We start from the raw sequence: 16,194 nt of genomic DNA on the forward strand, positions 1-16,194 counted from the left end.
AAACAGGTTTGGAACGCATAGCAGTCATCGACTTTGAAACCACCGGGATCTCCCCGAGCAGCAGCTGCCGGGCCACGGAAATTGCCGTGGTGATCCTTGAACAGGGGCGCATCGTCGAGCGTTACCAAAGCCTGATGAATGCCGGCGTGCGCGTCCCGGCCTTCATTGAACAACTCACCGGCATCAGCAACGCCATGCTGCGCACCGCGCCATCGGCGGAGCAGGTGATGAACGAAGTCAACGAATTCGTCGGGATCACACCGCTGCTGGCGCACAACGCCGCGTTCGACCAGAAGTTCTGGGACTTTGAGCTGGGGCGAATCAAACGCACACGCTTGCAGAACTTTGCCTGCTCGCTGCTCCTCGCCCGCCGTTTGATGCCCGCCGCGCCGAACCACAAACTCGGCACCCTCACCACGTTCGCCAGCCTGCCTCACACCGGCAAGGCTCACCGGGCGATGGCCGATGCTGAAATGGCGGCCAACCTGACGGCGTATCTGGCCCAGGAACTGCGGCAGAAACACGGGTTGCGCGAGTTGTCACATGATCTGCTGGTGAGCTTGCAAAAAGTGCCGGCGGCGAAGATCAATGAGCATCTCAAGCGCCATCGCGGGTTCTAAATTCACCACCACTGATCGTTCCCACGCTCCGCGTGGGAATGCAGCCCGGGACGCTCCGCGTCCCAAAGCGGACGCAGAGCGTCCATTGAGGCATTCCCACGCAGAGCGTGGGAACGATCTGATCAGGGTTTTCCTTCCAACTGCCCCAGCGGCACGCGCTTCTCTATCGCGCTCGACAACACAATCGACGTCTTGCTGAACCCGAACTTGGCGATCCGGTTGATCAGCTCTTCCAACTCCGGCATCGAACCCACCGCCGCTTGCATGATCACGCAGGGATCACCCGTCACCCGGTGGCATTCGGTCAGTTGTGGGATTTTGATCAGGTCGTCGTAGGCCTTCTGATTACCGTGTTGGTTCAGGCGCAGTTCGATCACGCACTGGATCGGCAAGCCAAGCTTGGCCATGTCGACTTTCGCCTGGTAACCGGTGATCACCCCGCAAGCTTCCAGTTTGGCCACGCGCTCGGCCACGGCGGGGGCGGACAGGTTCACTTTGCGCGCCAGGTCGGCGTAGGACGCACGACCGTTTTCCAACAGGGCGCTGAGGAGCATGCGGTCGTATTTGTCCATCGTCGGATTCCTGAAAAATGGCTGACTTTCGAAAACACGGTTTATAGCGATGAACTCCGTGTTTTGAAAAGTGTACCGGCGCTATAAACAGGTTTTGTAACTTATTTTAAGCGACTGGCCTTTCTAGAATAGCTGCTCACTTGTCTTGCCTACGAGCTGCCCCATGCCTGGCTTACGTCGTTTTCCCTTACCGTTGATCGCTGCCTTTTTCGCGTTGTACGTGATTTGGGGGTCGACTTACCTGGTGATTCGCATCGGTGTGGAGTACTGGCCGCCGCTGCTGCTCGCCGGTATCCGCTTCGTGATCGCCGGGACGCTGATGTACGCGTTCCTGCGCTGGCGCGGGGCGCCGGCACCGACCTGGCCACAGTGGAAAGCCGCCGGGATCATCGGGATTTTGCTGCTGAGTTTCGGTAACGGCGCGGTGAGCGTGGCCGAGCACACGGGCGTGGCCTCGGGTGTGGCTGCGTTGGCGGTGGCGACGGTGCCGCTGTTTACCTTGCTCTGCGGATATTTCTGGGGCGCGCGTAATACCCGTCTCGAATGGGCCGGGATTGCGCTCGGGCTGATCGGCATTGCCATGCTCAATCTCGGTTCCAACTTGCAATCGAGCCCGTTGGGTGCCGCCTTGCTGATATTCGCCGCAGCGTCCTGGGCCTTCGGTTCGGTGTGGAGCAAACACTTACCGCTGCCCCAAGGCGCGATGGCCAGTGCCGTGGAAATGCTGGTCGGCGGTGTAGCGCTGCTGATCGGCAGTGCGGTAAGCGGTGAGCATCTGCAAGCCATGCCCCCGATCGAAGGCTGGGCGGCCCTGGCCTACCTGACCTTCTTCGGCTCGATCATCGCTTTCAACGCTTATATGTATCTGTTGAAAAACGTGCGTCCGGCGGCGGCCACCAGTTATGCCTACGTCAACCCAGCGGTGGCGGTGTTGCTGGGGATCGTGTTTGTCGGCGAGACCATCGGGATAGAAGAAGCGCTGGCCATGTTGGTGATCATCAGCGCCGTGGTGTTGATCGGTTTGCCGCAGTGGCGCCGGGCGCCGGAAAGACCTGCGGCCGTGGTGCAGACAGAATCGAGTGTGAATTAGGGTAAACTGCGCGCCATTGCACACCCGCGCTGAATTTTCCTACGGTAATCCCATGACTTTCGCCTCCCTTGGCCTGATCGAACCCTTGCTGCGCTCTCTCGAGACGCTCGGCTACCAGACCCCGACGCCGGTTCAGGCGCAAGCCATTCCGGCGGTGCTGGCCGGTCGCGACCTGATGGCCGCCGCCCAGACCGGGACTGGAAAGACCGCCGGCTTCGCGCTGCCGCTCCTGCAATTACTGGCCATGGAAGGGCCGAAAGTGGCGTCCAACTCGGTGCGCGCACTGATCCTGGTGCCGACCCGCGAATTGGCCGAACAGGTTCACGAAGCCGTGCGTCAGTACGCCGAGAATCTGCCGTTGAGCACTTACGCGGTGTACGGCGGCGTCAGCATCAACCCGCAAATGATGAAGCTGCGCAAGGGTGTTGACGTGCTGGTGGCGACGCCGGGTCGTTTGCTTGACCTGTATCGCCAGAAGGCCCTCAAGTTCAATCAGCTGCAAACCCTGATCCTGGACGAAGCCGATCGCATGCTTGATCTGGGTTTCTCCGAGGAACTGGGGAATATCTACCGCGTGCTGCCCAAGCAACGTCAGACGCTGTTGTTCTCCGCGACATTCTCCGACGCGATCCGTTTGCTGGCCGGACAAATGCTCAACGATCCGTTGAGCATCGAAGTCAGCCCGCGCAACGTGGCTGCCAGCACCGTCAAGCAATGGGTGGTGACGGTGGACAAGAAGCGCAAGCCGGAGCTGTTCATCCACTTGCTGCGCAAGGGCAAGTGGAAGCAGGTGCTGGTGTTCGCCAAGACCCGCAATGGCGTGGACGCGCTGGTGGAAAAACTCCAGGGCCTGGGCGTCAATGCCGACGGCATCCACGGCGACAAACCTCAGGCAACCCGTCAGCGCGCACTGGACCGTTTCAAGGCCAGTGAAGTGCAGATTCTGGTGGCCACCGACGTTGCAGCCCGTGGTCTGGATATCGAAGATTTGCCATTGGTGGTCAACTTCGACCTGCCGATCGTGGCGGAGGACTACATCCACCGGATCGGCCGTACCGGTCGCGCGGGTGCAACCGGGCAGGCGATTTCGCTGGTCTGCGCTGATGAAGTGAATCTGCTGTCGGCCATCGAGACGTTGACCCGTCAGACATTGCCTCGCCAGATGGAGCATGACTTCGAGCCTGAGCACCGGGTGCCGGATACCGATGCCAGCGGTCAGGTCGTCAAGAAGCCGAAAAAACCGAAGAAGCCGAAGACCTCCGGTGGCGGTAAACGCAATCTGGGTAAGTGGGTCGAGAGTGGGGATGCGTCGGCGCCGGAGCCTTCGATCAAACCTGTGCGCAAGGTGCCGGTGTTTAATACCGGGCCGCGTAAGAAGAAGCCTTGAATACACGCGGCGTCTGTTAGGCCGCCTTCGCGAGCAAGCCCGCTCCCACAAGGGATTTGTGCACGACACAGATCCAGTGTGGGAGCGGGCTTGCTCGCGAAGGGGTCAACTCGGTTTCAAGCCTTGTGCTTCAACCACTCCACCATCCCCAACCCCGCCGCTCGCCCACTGGCGAAACACGCGGTCAGCAGATAGCCGCCGGTCGGCGCTTCCCAATCCAGCATTTCTCCTGCGCAGAACACGCCGGGCAGTTGCTTGAGCATCAAACGCTCATCCATTGCTTCGAACAGCACGCCACCGGCAGTGCTGATGGCCTCGTCCAGTGGGCGGGTTTTCACCAGAATCAGTGGTAACGCCTTGATCGCTTTGGCCAGCAGCGCCGGATCGGCGAAGTGTTCGGCTGGCGTCAGTTCGCGCAGCAACGCCGCTTTCACGCCATCAATGCCGAGCTGACTGTGCAGGTGCTTGGACATTGAGCGTGAACCACGCGGTTTGCACAGCGCAGACTGTACTTTATCCACAGGCTTGCCCGGCAACAGGTCCAGGTGAATGGTTGCCGAGCCGTGCTGATTGATGGCTTCGCGGATTGGCGCGGACAAGGCGTAGATCAAACTGCCTTCGATCCCGGTTGCTGTAATCACACACTCCCCGAGCCGCGGCACGTCGTCATTGAGGCCAATGGCGATGTTTTTCAGCGGGGCGCCGGCGAATTTGCTGACCATCAACTCGCTCCAGGCCTGCACCTCGAAGCCGCAATTACTCGGTTGCAGCGGCGCGAGTCCTACGCCGTGTTGTTCCAGCGCCAGCATCCAGGCGCCGTCCGAGCCCAGCCGCGACCAGCTACCGCCACCGAGGGCCAGCAAGGTGGCGTCAGGTTTGACGGTTTTTTCGCCTTCAGGGCTGGCGATGCGCAATCCACCGCTGTCATCCCAGCCGAGCCAGCGGTGGCGGGTATGGATAACGACGCCGCTGTCTCGCAGGCGTTTGAGCCAGGCGCGCAATAGGGGGGCGGCTTTCATGTCTGTAGGAAAGACTCGCCCGGAGCTGCCGACAAAGGTTTCGATGCCCAGGTCATGAATCCATTGGCACAGCGCATCGGCACCGAAGCCACGCAGCAGTGGCGCAATCTGCGGCGCGCGTTCGGCGTAGCGTGAGAGAAATGCCGGGTAGGCTTCGGAATGGGTGATGTTCATGCCGCCGACGCCGGCCAGGAGGAATTTTCGCCCTACTGACGGCATGCCGTCGTACAGGTCAACCTTGACCCCGGCCTGGCTCAGCACTTCGGCGGCCATCAAACCGGCGGGGCCGCCGCCGATGATGGCGACGTGAGGGGAGAGGGCGGCGGATTGGGTCATGGCGAGAGCTGCGGCTTGGCGGAATAAGCCGCGCATTCTACCAGCACCATTCCCTGTGGGAGTGAGCCTGCTCGCGATAGCGATCTGACCGTCACTTCAATTACTGGATGTGCCTCCGCTATCGCGAGCAGGCTCACTCCCACATGGGTTCTGTTGTGTTTATAAGATAGTGATCAAAAAACAACCAGTGTTCTGTAGGCTACACAGCACATAGCCTGTAGGCCCTTTCACTCAGGTTATCCACAGGCAGTTCCACAGGCATTGTGGGTAAAGACCCAGACCTCAATGACAACCTGATGACTGCCAGACCCGTTGCGCACTGTGATGCAGGATTCCATGACGGCGCGCCAACGCCTTGCGGTCCTTGCTGTAGCCGCCGCCGATCACCCCGACCACCGGGATATCCCGGCCCAGGCAATGGCGCATCACGCTTTCATCGCGGGCGGCGACGCCTTCGTCTGTCAGCTTTAGATAACCGAGTGCGTCATCCTTGTGCACATCGACGCCGGCGTCGTACAACACCAGGTCAGGTTGGTAGAGCGGCAGCAAATAATTCAGCGCATCGTCCACCACCTTCAGGTAATCGGCATCGCCCATGCCCTTGGGCAGTGGAATGTCCCAGTCACTTTCGGCTTTGCGCGCAGGAAAGTTCTTCTCGCAGTGCAGGGAAACGGTCACCGCTTCGGGGGTGTTGTGCAGGATCCGTGCAGTCCCGTCGCCCTGATGCACATCGCAGTCGAAGATCAGCACCCGATTCACACGGCCGCTTTCCAGCAGGAAATGGCTGATCACCGCCAGGTCATTGAAGATGCAGAACCCGGCAGGATGGTCGTAATGCGCGTGATGGGTGCCGCCAGCCAGATGACAGGCCAAACCATGCTCCAGCGCCTGCTCGGCCGCCAGCAGCGAGCCGCCAACCGCCCGCACCGTGCGCCGGGCCAGGGCTTCGCTCCACGGCAGGCCGAGGCGTCGCTGGTCTTCACGGGACAACTCGCCGCCCATGTAGCGTTCGATATACGCAGGGTCATGTGCGAGCGCGAGAATCTCTGGCGGGCAGAGGTCGGGGCGCAGCAGGTCGGCGTCGCGAGTCAGTCCGCTGTCCACCAGGTGATCGCGCAGCAGGCGAAACTTGTCCATGGGGAAGCGGTGATCCGCCGGGAACTCGGGGCTGTAGTCTTCGTGGTAGATCAGGGGCAGGGGCATGACGAATTAACGTAGGAATGAAGGACGGATCCTACCAGCGTTGTAGACTTGTGGCATGGGAACGGGGGAGCACGATGGAACCGATACTGGAACTCGAGAGCGCGCGACTGCTGTTACGGCAGTGGAGCGATGAGGATTTGCCGGAGTTTGCGGCGATGTGCGCCGATCCACAGGTGATGCGTTATTTTCCGGCGCCTTTGAGTCGACTGGAAAGTGCCTCGCTGATCGGACGGATTCGTGGCCATTTTGCCGAACATGGCTTCGGTTTCTGGGCGCTGGAGCGCAAGGACACCGGGGCATTTATCGGTTTTACCGGGCTCGCCGTGGTTGGCTTCGACGCGCGCTTTGCCCCGGCCACCGAAATCGGCTGGCGCCTGGCTCGCGAGCACTGGGGCCTTGGTTACGCCAGTGAAGCGGCGTGGACCGCTCTGCGCTGCGGGTTTGATCGGTTGGCGCTGAAAGAAGTGGTGTCCTTCACCACCGAAACCAACATGCCGTCGCAGAAAGTCATGCAGGCCATCGGCATGCATCATGATTCAGCCGGTGATTTCGAGCACCCGATGCTCGCGGCCGATCATCCCCTGCGTCACCATGCGTTGTACCGCATCACCCGTGAACAATGGCTGCAAACCTTGCATGGCTAAGCCGACACGGACGTTTACAATGGCTGCCGTGGGCCCTGGCCAGAAATTGAATCGACCGTCGCAGCCAAGACTGCGCGGCATGCGTTGTGTGAGGAGAGTCTGAATGAGCCAAGTGTTGGATGATCTGGTTGACCTGCTGACCCTGGAACCGATCGAAGAAAACCTGTTCCGTGGCCGCAGCCAGGACCTGGGTTTTCGTCAGCTGTTCGGCGGTCAGGTGATCGGCCAATCCCTGTCGGCGGCCAGTCAGACGGTCGAAGAAGCGCGTCATGTGCATTCGATGCACGGTTATTTCCTGCGCCCCGGCGATTCCGCGTTGCCTGTGGTTTATCAGGTTGACCGGGTGCGCGATGGCGGCAGTTTCAGCACGCGCCGGGTGACGGCGATCCAGAAGGGCAACCCGATTTTCACTTGCAGTGCGTCGTTCCAGTACGACGAAGAAGGCTTCCAGCACCAGGCCGAGATGCCGGTTGTGGTCGGCCCGGAAAACCTGCCCTCGGAGCTGGAACTCACTCAGCAGCGCGCGCACCTGATCCCTGAGCACATGCGCGAAAAATTCCTGTGCCCGAAGCCGATCGAGTTTCGCCCGATCACCGAGAAAGATCCCTACAACCCGCAGCCGTCCGATCCGATCAAGTACGTCTGGTTTCGCGCCGACGGTGCCTTGGCCGACTCCCCGGCGCTGCATAAATACCTGCTGGCCTACGCTTCGGATTTCGGGTTGCTGACCACCTCGATGCAGCCCCATGGCAAATCGGTCTGGCAGAAAGACATGCAGGTCGCCAGCCTCGATCACGCGCTGTGGTTCCATCAGGATCTACGTGCCGATGATTGGTTGCTGTATGCGATGGACAGCCCTTGGGCGGGCAACTCCCGCGGTTTCTCCCGTGGCAGCGTGTTCAATCGTGCCGGGCAACTGGTGGCGTCGGTCACTCAGGAAGGCCTGATTCGCCACCGCAAGGATTGGGCATGAGCCTGGCCGAGGTGCGGCACTGGGTGTTCGACATGGACGGCACCCTGACGGTGGCCGTGCATGACTTCGCGGCGATCCGCGTGGCGTTGGCGATTCCTGCCGATGACGACATCCTGACCCACCTCGCCGCGCTGCCGGCCGATGAGGCCGCCGCCAAACATGCGTGGTTGCTGGAACATGAACGCGACCTGGCACTGGGTTCGAAAGCGGCACCGGGCGCGGTAGAACTGGTGCGCGAGCTGGCCGGGCGCGGTTATCGCCTGGGCATTCTCACGCGCAATGCGCGCGAACTGGCGCATGTCACGCTAGAGGCGATCGGCTTGGCTGACTGCTTCGCGGCGGAGGATGTACTGGGCCGCGATGAAGCACCGCCAAAACCGCATCCCGGCGGTTTGTTGAAGTTGGCCCAGGCCTGGAATGTCCCGGCCAGCGAGCTGGTGATGGTCGGTGATTACCGCTTTGATCTGGATTGCGGTCGGGCGGCAGGGGCGCGGACGGTGTTGGTGAACCTGCCGGATAATCCCTGGCCGGAGTTGGCGGATTGGCATGCGGCGGATTGCGTGGCGTTGCGGGAAATGTTGTCGGCTTGAGGGCTTAATCGCGAGCAGGCTCGCTCCCACAAGGTTCTGTGTTGATCACAATACTTTGTCCAACACAAAACCTGTGGGAGCGAGCCTGCTCGCGATGGCTTCGGTTCAGCCACCACAAAAACTCACTGACTGAACAACGCCTTGCGCCCCTGCGGCGAGTTGAACATCCCATCCCCGTCATGCCCGACCCCGGGCACTTCAATCAGTTGCTGATTCAATCCTTGAGGTTGCAGCCGCTTCAGGTGAGCAAAATAATTGCGCCCGCGAGCCAATCGATTGGCTCCCTGAGCTTGGGCTTCACAGCTTTTATCCAGCGCCGGCTGCTTAGGGTCGTTATCCTGCTGTCCGATTAGATAAACGACATCACGTTTGACATAGATTTCCTTCAACTGCTTGGCCGTTTGCCCTTCGGCATAGGCGGGTAAATTCGCCAGCCCATATTTCCAGCGATTGAAATTCGGGCAACCGGCGTGGTTGAACGCCACTGGTCGTCGTTCATCGAAGTACGCATAAGACGACGGGTTGGCAATGACGTAACGCACCTGTATGTCGGCCGCCTTGAGCGCTGGCTGGTCGTGGCCCAGCAACGCGTATCGCTGCACCACCTGAGCGCCGCCGGAGTGACCGGCGATGACAATTTGCTTCACATCCGGAAACTGTTTTCGATCGCCGATTCGGCCAATGATTTCGTCGAGCGCCGCGTAGGAACTCATGGCAAACGGTGCGGTGGATAAACCGCCCGCCATCCAGTCATTGCCCTGCCAGCGCAATACGCTATCCGCCACGGGATGGGCCGCGACGTCGGCTTCATTGAGAAATTGCGGGGCGATCACCAAGGTGTTCGCGGTTTGCCCGGCCTGTTCGGCCGCGCGCACGGCGCTCTGGCGATAGGTATCGGCATCGCGCAATCGACCATGGATGACGATCAGCACGCGTTCGATTTTCGCCGGCGCCGGGCCGATGCCCACCGCGATTTCACCTGAAGTCAAAAGCAGGCGCCCGGAGCTGACCTCTTTGACCGCATGCTCGGCAGCCTGGGCGCTTGCGCAGGTGATCAGTAGAGCTAACAGCCACTTGTTCATTTATAGGTTTTTCGCTGCAAAGGTATCGCACTCGCCGACCTGGCCTTGTGCGAATCCGGTTTTGAACCAGCGCACCCTTTGCGCCGACGTACCATGAGTAAACGAGTCCGGCACCACACGCCCCTGACCTTGCTGTTGCAAGCGGTCATCGCCGATGGCATTGGCGGCGTTCAAGGCTTCTTCGATGTCACCGGGTTCCAGCCAGTTCAGCCGTTTCTGCGCATTGTTGGCCCAGACTCCGGCCAGGCAATCGGCCTGAAGTTCCTGGCGCACCAGCAAACCGCCGTCGCCTTCCATCTGCCGTCCCTGTTGGCGGGCGGTCTGAATTTTCGCCGATACACCGAGCAGCGTTTGCACGTGGTGTCCGATTTCGTGAGCGATCACGTAGGCCTGAGCGAAGTCGCCAGCGGCGGAAAAGCGTTGGGACATTTCCTGGAAGAAACTCATGTCCAGGTAGACCTTCTGGTCCGCCGGGCAATAGAACGGACCGGTCGCCGAACTGGCCAGACCGCAGGCCGAGTTGACCCGGCCGCTGAACAGCACCAGGGTCGGGTCCTTATATTGACGCCCGGCCTGCTGGAATATCTGACCCCAGGTGTCTTCGGTATCGCCGAGGATCGAGCGCACGAACTCGGCTCCTTCATCAGTGGCCGGTGGCGCCTTGCGGGTTTGAGTCGGGGCCGGTGCCGATTGCTCGCTCATCTGTCCGGTCAATTGCCCGAGGATTTGCAGCGGGTCCTGTCCGGTCATCCAGCCGATCCCGACGATCAGGATAATCGCCGTCAGGCTCAGGCCCTTGCCGCCACCGAAGCGCATTCCGCCACCGCCACTGCCGACATCATCTCCACGGGCATCGACCACGTTGTCGCTGCGTCGGCCTTTTTTCCATAGCATGTGGGAATCCTCTGATTGTCCGTGGGGATGAGTGTTGCTGCTGAGTGGGAGCGGCGCCAGTCCGGTCGTCCATCTTTTGTTGCGCACAGCAGCCGTCCCGGCAACCTGTGGTGGGTGGCCGGGAGTCTTCCAGACTCGTATTGAACACAGACAACCCATCTAATTCCTTCGGGCGACCGGTTTTTATCGAGCAGGCGACCGCCTGCTTCGTTTTCGGACAGTGGGTTCCAGATTTCGCATACGGTCGGTTGTCTTCTAGAATCGGACAAAATTTGTGTGGAACCTCTCAATGGCAGGCAGTCAGATCGAACGTGTTTTCAGCGTGCTTGAAAGTCTCACCAGTGACCCTCGTGGCCTGCCGATGCAGAAGCTGGCGGAGCAGCTGGATATTCCCAAAAGCGCGACTCACCGGTTGCTCGCCGAGCTGATCCGGCTGGGTTATGTGCGACAGAATCCGGAGAATTTGCGGTATCACCTGTCGACCAAACTGGTGGCGATGGGTTTCCGTTACCTGTCGGGCAGCGGCGCCGATATTGTGCAGCCGGTGCTTGATCGCCTCGCCCAGGAAACCGGCGAGCTGGTGCGTCTTGGGGTGATTGAAGGTGAGCGGCAGATCTGGATCGCCAAATCCCAGGGCGCCCGTTCCGGACTGCGCTACGACCCGGACATGGGCCGTGATGCGCCCTTGTTTTACACCGCGTCCGGGCATGCGTGGCTGGCGTGCATGAGCGATGCCGAGGCGCTGTCCCTGGTCGAACGACAGGGTGTCGAGCGGCCAAAGGACCTCGGGCCAAATGCTCCGCGTTCCAACATCGAATTGCTGGAACGCCTGCGCCTGGCGCGGGAGCAGGGTTATGCCTGGGTCGAGGAAAGTTCGGCAGTGGGCACTTCGGCGATAGCTGCGGTAGTGCGACATCCCAGTGATGGTCGAGTCATCGGTGTGCTGAGCATCGCCGGGCCCAGCGCGCGGATGCCGGGGGCGCGATTGCATGAGTTGGCGCCACTGTTGTTGAAATTCGCCGATGAGCTGTCGGCGGCCAGTCTGGCCTCGGAGTTGTTCAACTGATCGCTCCTACAGAAACCGTGCGCTGTTCGCACACTTTTTTGGTTTGCCTGTGTAGGAATCTGGAACAAGGTTCTAAATTATTCGGGTTCGTCTTTCCGGTAAGGGATGCTTTTAAATAGTTGATGCACAACACAAGGGATACTGAATGACCGTCAGCACTCCGCTCTCAGGCGTAAACCAACCCTTCAAAGGGATTGTGCTGATCGTCGTTGCGACCTTCCTGTTTTCCAGTCACGACGCCTTGTCGAAATACCTTTCAGGCTTCTACCCGATCGTCATGGTGGTCTGGGCCCGTTATCTGGTTCACACCTTACTCATGGCCGGGATTTTCCTGCCGCAATCCGGGTTGGGTGTCCTACGCACCAAACGGCCGTTACTTCAGCTGTTGCGGGCGTTGTGCCTGTTGGGCACCAGTCTGTTTTTCACCACCGGTTTGCAGTACATCCCTTTGGCCGAAGCCACGGCGGTCAATTTTCTTGCGCCGGTTCTGGTGACGGCGCTGTCGGTGCCATTGCTGCGCGAGCACGTCACGCGTGGCCAGTGGATTGCGGTGATTTGCGGCTTCATCGGCGTGTTGATCATCGTCCACCCCGGCGGAGATCTCTTTACCCCGGCGGTGTTGCTGCCGCTCTGCTCGGCGCTGTTTTTCTGCTTCTATCAGTTGCTCACCCGCAAGCTCAGTGAAATCGACAGCCCGACCACCAGCAACTTCTTCGCCGGGCTGTGCAACACCCTGGTGATGAGCGCGCTGGTGCCATTCTTCTGGCAAGTCCCCAGCCTGGGCCATGGATTCATGATGGTGGCGCTGGGCGCCTGCGGGATGACGGCTCACTTGTTTCTGACGCAAGCCTTCCGCCATGCAGCCCCGGCGTTGTTGGCGCCGTTCGGTTATTGCCAGATTGTCTTTGCCGGGTTGCTGGGCTGGTTGCTGTTTTCCCACACGCCGACCCTGACCACCGTGGTCGGGATCGCGGTGATTTGTTGCAGCGGGTTGGCTGCAGCCTGGCAGCAGAGTCGTCGGTGAGAGCCGCAGGGCAGGCCTGGAATCAGGCCTGCCGGGAGGAGGGGATTTACGGGGTGACGGTAGGAATCTTGCGCGGTGCCATGAAGTACATCCAGATCAGCGCGATGAAGTACATCGCCGGAATCATGGTGAACAGCACGGTGTAGTTGTTGTTGGTGATCGTCAGAATGTGGCCGACCAACTGGGTCATGAACATCCCGCCGATGGCCGCGCACATGCCACCGAAGCCGAACACCGTACTCATCATGTGTTTAGGCGTGTAGTCCATCACCAGGCTCCAGATGTTCGCGGTCCAGGCCTGGTGCGCACCGATGGCCAGGGAGATGGCGGCCACGGCGACCCACAGACTGCTCGAACCCGCCGCCATGATCACGCCGACGATGCAGCAGGCGAACAGGAACATGGACACCAATCGCGCCTTGATCGGGTTGACACCGCGGCCGATCAGGAACGAGGACAGGATCCCGCCGCCGACGCTGCCGAAATCGGCAGTGAGGTAAATGATGATCAGCGGGATACCCATCTGGGTCACGTTGATCCCCAGGTTGTATTGCTGATTGAGGAACGGCGGCAGCCAGTAGAGGTAGAACCAGAACACCGGCGCGGTGATCGCATAAGCCAGGGCGAAGGCCCAGGTGCCACGCATGCGCAGGATTTTGGTGAACGGCACGCGGGATTGTTCCGGTTCGACTTCCTTCTGGATGTAGTCCAGTTCCGATTGTTTAACGCTCGGATGATCTTCCGGGTTGTAGTACTTCAAGCCCCAGAACAGCAACCAGATCCCGCCCAGCGACGCCATGCACAGGAACGCGGCCTGCCAGCCCCAGACATGCAGGATCAGTGGCAACAACATGGGGGTGAACATCGCACCGACGTTGGTCCCGGCGTTGAAGATGCCGGTGGCCACGGCGCGTTCGCCGGCCGGGAACCATAACCGTGTGGTCTTCACGCACGCCGGGTAGTTGGCGGCTTCCGTCAGACCGAGGATGAATCGGCAAACCATGAAGCCGACGGCCGAAGTGGCCAGGCCATGAGCGCCGGTGGCCAGGCTCCAGAGCAGCACGGCGAAGAAGAACACGCGCTTGACGCCGACCCGATCGATCAACCGGCCTTGCAGCACGAAACCGATGGCATAGCCGACCTGGAACCAGAAGTTGATGTTGGCATAGTCCATCGCCGTCCAGCTCATTTCCTTGGCAAGGATAGGCTGCATCACGCCCAGTGCGGCGCGGTCGATGTAGTTCAGGGTGGTGGCGAAAAACACCAGCGCCAGCATGCCCCAACGGGTTTTGCCGACCGCCATGGCGCCGCGGATCTTGTCGCCGATGCCGCCAGTGGCAGGAGTCATGGAGGAACGCTCCACGGGAGAGCTTTGAGAAGGAGTCATGTAGGCCACCGATTATTTTTATGTGGTGTTCTGGGTCTTGGGTAACCGGGGCCCGTGGTTGGTGACGGGACCCAATGTGGCGTTGATGTTGCGCAGTGGACGAAAAATCGTCAATTCGCCCAGGGCCATTGTGTTCGATAATCGCACGCAAAACTAACCGGGTAGTACACTTTAAATTGCTGTGTCGATTCCACCGGCCAATAATCCCCCAAGTTAAAACGCGGTTCCTGCAGGAGCACGGCTTGCCGGCGATGGCGTCCTCGAAATCGCCATCACCGACAAGCCGTGCTCCTGCACGAAGCGTGCGATGTCGATAACAAGATTGTCTCCACCACCGGGAGTCGAAATATGCAGCGTTCCATTGCCACCGTGTCCTTGAGCGGTACCCTGCCGGAAAAACTTGAAGCCATTGCCGCCGCCGGTTTCGACGGGGTGGAGATTTTCGAGAATGACCTTCTCTACTACGACGGCAGCCCGCGGGAAATCAAACAGATGTGCGCCGATCTCGGGATCGCGATCACGCTGTTTCAACCCTTCCGGGATTTCGAGGGCTGCCGCCGCGACCGCCTGCCGCGCAACCTGGAGCGGGCCGAGCGCAAGTTCGACCTGATGCAGGAACTGGGCACCGACCTGGTGCTGGTGTGCAGCAACGCTTCGGCCGACGCCATCGGTGACGAACAGATTCTGATCGACGATTTGCGCTTGCTGGCCGAACGCGCCGGTGCCCGTGGTTTGCGGATCGGCTACGAAGCGCTGGCCTGGGGCCGCCATGTAAACACTTATCAACAGGTGTGGAACATCGTCCGTCAGGCCGATCACCCAAACCTGGGCGTGTTGCTGGACAGTTTTCACACGCTGTCGCTCAAGGGCGATCCGAGCGCGATTGCCGAAATCCCCGGCGACAAGATTTTCTTCGTGCAAATGGCCGACGCGCCGATCCTGACCATGGACGTGCTGGAGTGGAGCCGGCATTTCCGCTGTTTCCCGGGCCAGGGCGAATTCGATCTGCCGGGTTTCCTCGCGCCGATCATCAAGAGCGGTTACACCGGGCCGTTGTCGCTGGAGATCTTCAACGACGGCTTCCGCGCCGCACCGCCACGGGCCAATGCCGCCGATGGTTTGCGCTCGTTGCTGTACCTGGAGGAGAAAACCCGCGAGCGTATAGCGCAAGAAACCACGTCACCGGCGACTGTCGACATTCTGTTCGAGACGCCCAAGGCCAGCGAGTACAACGGCATCGAGTTTCTTGAGTTCGCCGTGGACGAAAGCCTTGGCGCCAAACTGTCTCATTGGCTGGAGCGGCTGGGTTTCGTCAAAGCCGGCCAGCATCGTTCCAAGAGCGTGAGCTTGCTGCGTCAGGGTGATATCAACCTGATCCTCAACTCCGAGCCTTACTCCTTCGCCCACAGTTTTTTTGAGGCGCATGGCCCCTCGCTGTGTGCCACCGCCGTGCGGGTCAAGGATAGCGCCAGTGCGCTGTCCCGGGCCGTGGCTTATAAAGGCCAGCCGTATCGCGGGCTGGTCGGCCCCAATGAACTGGAACTCGCCGCTGTGCGCGCACCGGATGGCAGCCTGATTTATCTGGTGGACCAGGACGCCGATGTCTACGGCACCGATTTCAATCTGCAACCTGCCGCGGTGGCCAGCGGCGGTCTCAAGCGCATCGACCACATGGCCATGGCGCTGCCGGCCGACAGCCTCGACAGTTGGGTGCTGTTCTATAAAAGCCTGCTGGATTTCGAAGCCGATGATGAAGTGGTGCTGCCTGACCCATACGGCTTGGTAAAGAGTCGGGCGCTGCGCAGCCGGGACAGTTCGATCCGCTTGCCGCTGAACATTTCCGAGAACCGCAACACCGCTATCTCACACGCGCTGTCGAGTTATCGTGGCTCCGGCGTGCATCACATCGCCTTCGATTGCGACGACATCTTTGCCGAAGTCAGCCGGGCCAAGGAGGCGGGCGTGCCGCTGCTGGACATCCCGCTCAATTACTACGATGACCTTGCCGCGCGGTTCGATTTCGACGACGAGTTCCTCAGCGAGCTGGCTTATTACAACGTGCTCTACGACCGCGATGCCCAAGGTGGCGAGCTGTTCCATGTGTATACCGAACCGTTTGAAGGTCGCTTCTTCTTCGAGATCATCCAGCGCAAGAACGGTTACGCAGGTTACGGCGCCGCCAACGTCGCGGTGCGGCTGGCGGCCATGGCCAAGTCTCGAAGCGGTGCCGTTCGCCAGGCCAAGTTGTAGGGAAATCGTAAACGCGGGCACAAACCGCTGCCGCGCGGCTTCCTTCACTGGGCGGCG

The 16,194-nt window shown here is 60.4% G+C and carries 15 protein-coding genes; 9 read left to right on the forward strand and 6 right to left on the reverse strand.

Features of this window, described 5'->3' with window-relative positions; translation table 11 throughout:
• The first annotated feature begins 8 nt into the window (after positions 1-8).
• Positions 9-620 (forward strand): 3'-5' exonuclease, encoded by a 612-nt coding sequence (locus PFAS1_RS15150; protein ID WP_074871130.1) that lies wholly within the window; start codon positions 9-11, stop codon positions 618-620.
• Positions 621-742: 122 nt separating this feature from the next.
• On the opposite strand, the gene PFAS1_RS15155 is transcribed toward PFAS1_RS15150, so the two are convergent.
• Entirely contained in the window at positions 743-1,192 is a 450-nt protein-coding gene (locus tag PFAS1_RS15155; protein WP_074871128.1) for an Lrp/AsnC family transcriptional regulator, read from the reverse strand.
• A 163-nt stretch (positions 1,193-1,355) separates the two neighbouring features.
• Here PFAS1_RS15155 and yedA point away from each other — a divergent pair, with 163 nt between their 5' ends.
• Both yedA and PFAS1_RS15165 read left to right on the forward strand, forming a co-directional pair.
• Positions 1,356-2,282 carry a drug/metabolite exporter YedA gene (gene yedA / locus PFAS1_RS15160; protein ID WP_074871126.1) on the forward strand — a complete coding sequence of 309 codons (927 nt, stop codon included), beginning with the start codon at positions 1,356-1,358 and terminating at the stop codon, positions 2,280-2,282.
• Positions 2,283-2,334: 52 nt separating this feature from the next.
• The gene (locus PFAS1_RS15165; protein ID WP_076029652.1) at positions 2,335-3,669 is read left to right on the forward strand and encodes a DEAD/DEAH box helicase; all 1,335 of its coding nucleotides are present in this window, start codon (positions 2,335-2,337) and stop codon (positions 3,667-3,669) included.
• Between the two features lie 116 nt (positions 3,670-3,785).
• On the opposite strand, the gene PFAS1_RS15170 is transcribed toward PFAS1_RS15165, so the two are convergent.
• Positions 3,786-5,024 (reverse strand): TIGR03862 family flavoprotein, encoded by a 1,239-nt coding sequence (locus tag PFAS1_RS15170; RefSeq protein WP_198044914.1) that lies wholly within the window; start codon positions 5,022-5,024, stop codon positions 3,786-3,788.
• Positions 5,025-5,306: 282 nt separating this feature from the next.
• Entirely contained in the window at positions 5,307-6,227 is a 921-nt protein-coding gene (locus tag PFAS1_RS15175; RefSeq protein ID WP_033054220.1) for a histone deacetylase family protein, read from the reverse strand.
• A 74-nt stretch (positions 6,228-6,301) separates the two neighbouring features.
• Here PFAS1_RS15175 and PFAS1_RS15180 point away from each other — a divergent pair, with 74 nt between their 5' ends.
• The 3 genes from PFAS1_RS15180 to PFAS1_RS15190 all read left to right on the forward strand — a co-directional run bounded on the left by PFAS1_RS15180 (position 6,302) and on the right by PFAS1_RS15190 (position 8,434).
• Complete coding sequence (locus PFAS1_RS15180; protein WP_076029654.1) at positions 6,302-6,871, forward strand: GNAT family N-acetyltransferase; 570 nt, start codon at positions 6,302-6,304, stop codon at positions 6,869-6,871.
• Positions 6,872-6,974: 103 nt separating this feature from the next.
• Entirely contained in the window at positions 6,975-7,844 is an 870-nt protein-coding gene (gene tesB / locus PFAS1_RS15185) for an acyl-CoA thioesterase II (RefSeq protein WP_008149206.1), read from the forward strand.
• Positions 7,841-8,434, forward strand: coding sequence for an HAD family hydrolase (locus tag PFAS1_RS15190; protein ID WP_076029655.1), 594 nt, complete (start codon positions 7,841-7,843; stop codon positions 8,432-8,434). Before tesB ends, PFAS1_RS15190 begins: the two co-directional genes overlap by 4 nt.
• Positions 8,435-8,556: 122 nt before the next feature.
• Here the strand turns inward: PFAS1_RS15190 and PFAS1_RS15195 are convergent, their stop codons facing one another.
• Both PFAS1_RS15195 and ypfJ read right to left on the reverse strand, forming a co-directional pair.
• Positions 8,557-9,516 carry an alpha/beta hydrolase gene (locus PFAS1_RS15195; RefSeq protein ID WP_076029656.1) on the reverse strand — a complete coding sequence of 320 codons (960 nt, stop codon included), beginning with the start codon at positions 9,514-9,516 and terminating at the stop codon, positions 8,557-8,559.
• Positions 9,517-10,410, reverse strand: coding sequence for a KPN_02809 family neutral zinc metallopeptidase (gene ypfJ / locus PFAS1_RS15200; protein ID WP_076029657.1), 894 nt, complete (start codon positions 10,408-10,410; stop codon positions 9,517-9,519). It abuts the gene before it with no gap.
• A gap of 289 nt (positions 10,411-10,699) precedes the next feature.
• Between ypfJ and PFAS1_RS15205 the strand changes: the two genes are divergently transcribed.
• Together PFAS1_RS15205 and PFAS1_RS15210 are read left to right on the forward strand one after the other, a co-directional pair.
• The gene (locus PFAS1_RS15205) at positions 10,700-11,476 is read left to right on the forward strand and encodes an IclR family transcriptional regulator (protein ID WP_074871110.1); all 777 of its coding nucleotides are present in this window, start codon (positions 10,700-10,702) and stop codon (positions 11,474-11,476) included.
• A gap of 145 nt (positions 11,477-11,621) precedes the next feature.
• Entirely contained in the window at positions 11,622-12,500 is an 879-nt protein-coding gene (locus PFAS1_RS15210; protein WP_076029658.1) for a DMT family transporter, read from the forward strand.
• 46 nt (positions 12,501-12,546) lie between these two features.
• Here PFAS1_RS15210 and PFAS1_RS15215 read toward each other — a convergent pair whose 3' ends face one another.
• On the reverse strand, positions 12,547-13,848 hold the full coding sequence (locus PFAS1_RS15215) for an MFS transporter (protein ID WP_232252136.1): 1,302 nt from the start codon (positions 13,846-13,848) through the stop codon (positions 12,547-12,549).
• A 387-nt stretch (positions 13,849-14,235) separates the two neighbouring features.
• On the opposite strand from PFAS1_RS15215, the gene quiC reads away from it, so the two are divergent.
• Entirely contained in the window at positions 14,236-16,137 is a 1,902-nt protein-coding gene (gene quiC, locus PFAS1_RS15220) for a 3-dehydroshikimate dehydratase QuiC (RefSeq protein ID WP_076029660.1), read from the forward strand.
• Positions 16,138-16,194: the final 57 nt, after the last annotated feature.

This window comes from Pseudomonas frederiksbergensis (assembly GCF_001952935.1).
Classification (GTDB): Bacteria; Pseudomonadota; Gammaproteobacteria; order Pseudomonadales; family Pseudomonadaceae; genus Aquipseudomonas; species Aquipseudomonas frederiksbergensis.

Bases quoted from the DNA above. Each gene is read 5' to 3' on its own strand.
- PFAS1_RS15155 (WP_074871128.1), bottom strand. From the start codon at position 1,192: ATGGACAAATACGACCGCATGCTCCTCAGCGCCCTGTTGGAAAACGGT.
- yedA (WP_074871126.1), top strand. From the start codon at position 1,356: ATGCCTGGCTTACGTCGTTTTCCCTTACCGTTGATCGCTGCCTTTTTC.
- PFAS1_RS15165 (WP_076029652.1), top strand. From the start codon at position 2,335: ATGACTTTCGCCTCCCTTGGCCTGATCGAACCCTTGCTGCGCTCTCTC.
- PFAS1_RS15170 (WP_198044914.1), bottom strand. From the start codon at position 5,024: ATGACCCAATCCGCCGCCCTCTCCCCTCACGTCGCCATCATCGGCGGC.
- PFAS1_RS15175 (WP_033054220.1), bottom strand. From the start codon at position 6,227: ATGCCCCTGCCCCTGATCTACCACGAAGACTACAGCCCCGAGTTCCCG.
- PFAS1_RS15180 (WP_076029654.1), top strand. From the start codon at position 6,302: ATGGAACCGATACTGGAACTCGAGAGCGCGCGACTGCTGTTACGGCAG.
- tesB (WP_008149206.1), top strand. From the start codon at position 6,975: ATGAGCCAAGTGTTGGATGATCTGGTTGACCTGCTGACCCTGGAACCG.
- PFAS1_RS15190 (WP_076029655.1), top strand. From the start codon at position 7,841: ATGAGCCTGGCCGAGGTGCGGCACTGGGTGTTCGACATGGACGGCACC.
- PFAS1_RS15195 (WP_076029656.1), bottom strand. From the start codon at position 9,516: ATGAACAAGTGGCTGTTAGCTCTACTGATCACCTGCGCAAGCGCCCAG.
- ypfJ (WP_076029657.1), bottom strand. From the start codon at position 10,410: ATGCTATGGAAAAAAGGCCGACGCAGCGACAACGTGGTCGATGCCCGT.
- PFAS1_RS15205 (WP_074871110.1), top strand. From the start codon at position 10,700: ATGGCAGGCAGTCAGATCGAACGTGTTTTCAGCGTGCTTGAAAGTCTC.
- PFAS1_RS15210 (WP_076029658.1), top strand. From the start codon at position 11,622: ATGACCGTCAGCACTCCGCTCTCAGGCGTAAACCAACCCTTCAAAGGG.
- PFAS1_RS15215 (WP_232252136.1), bottom strand. From the start codon at position 13,848: ATGACTCCTGCCACTGGCGGCATCGGCGACAAGATCCGCGGCGCCATG.
- quiC (WP_076029660.1), top strand. From the start codon at position 14,236: ATGCAGCGTTCCATTGCCACCGTGTCCTTGAGCGGTACCCTGCCGGAA.